Origin of the sequence: Protofrankia sp. Cas8 (genome assembly GCF_963555845.1) — a bacterium.
GTDB lineage: Bacteria > Actinomycetota > Actinomycetes > Frankiales > Frankiaceae > Protofrankia.
On record NZ_CAUVXI010000021.1, the window covers coordinates 1 to 708 of the forward strand.

Annotated in this window: 1 protein-coding gene and 1 pseudogene; both read left to right on the plus strand. The window is 68.4% G+C overall.

All coding sequences use genetic code 11. The features are described 5' to 3' along the window. Nucleotides 1–428 (plus strand): annotated as a pseudogene (locus U9977_RS05650) (hypothetical protein); the annotation flags it as partial. Continuing rightward, nucleotides 425–708, plus strand: a 284-nt coding sequence (locus U9977_RS05655) for a hypothetical protein (RefSeq protein WP_322748104.1), incomplete at its 3' end; no start/stop codon positions are given. The pseudogene U9977_RS05650 and the gene U9977_RS05655, both read left to right, overlap by 4 nt.

Genomic DNA, 708 nt, shown 5'->3' on the forward strand with positions numbered 1-708 from the left:
GGCTGGCGCAGGCGCTCGGCATCACGACTCGAGACCGCGTCGACGAACGTGCCGTCGCACTGCTCGTCCGGCACTTCGGAGTCAGCCCCGACGTCGCGCGTATCCAGCTGGACCGGGCAGGCCTACTGCCGGCAACCCTCACGGCGGTTCCGTCCGCACGCGTGCTCGCGCACCGGTACGGGTGGGGTCAGCAGTACGACCTCGAGCAGGAACTCGCACGGCGGCCACTGCCGCCGCAACGGCTCCAGGAACGCGCGACGCACGCCTACCGCAGGGGTCTGCTCGGCGCTGCCGCGATCGCGCGGCTCACCGGCCGATCCGAAGCCGACGTCGCCACGTCGCTCGCCGAAGCCGGAGTCACCGTCGAATCCCGAACCCGTCGCGCCGACATTGTTTCGCTTGTCGCCCGCGCCAACGCCAGGGCGTGAACGGCCCCGACACCAGCGAGCCCGCCGAACAGCTGGTCAGCGTCATCGACGCCGTCTGCTGTGTCTACTTCTGCGCCGCAGGCAAGAGCACTCTCCTCATTGACACACTGACCAAGCTCGGGATGGAGATCCTCATCCCCGCCGAAGTCGAGGAAGAAGTTCTGCGCAAGCACCGCTCCGGCCGCCTCGCGACCCAGTGGCCCCGCATGCGAGCCTCCCGTCTCGTCCGCATCCTGGACAAACTCGAATTCGACGGAGCACAACCCGAAGTCGTTGCACA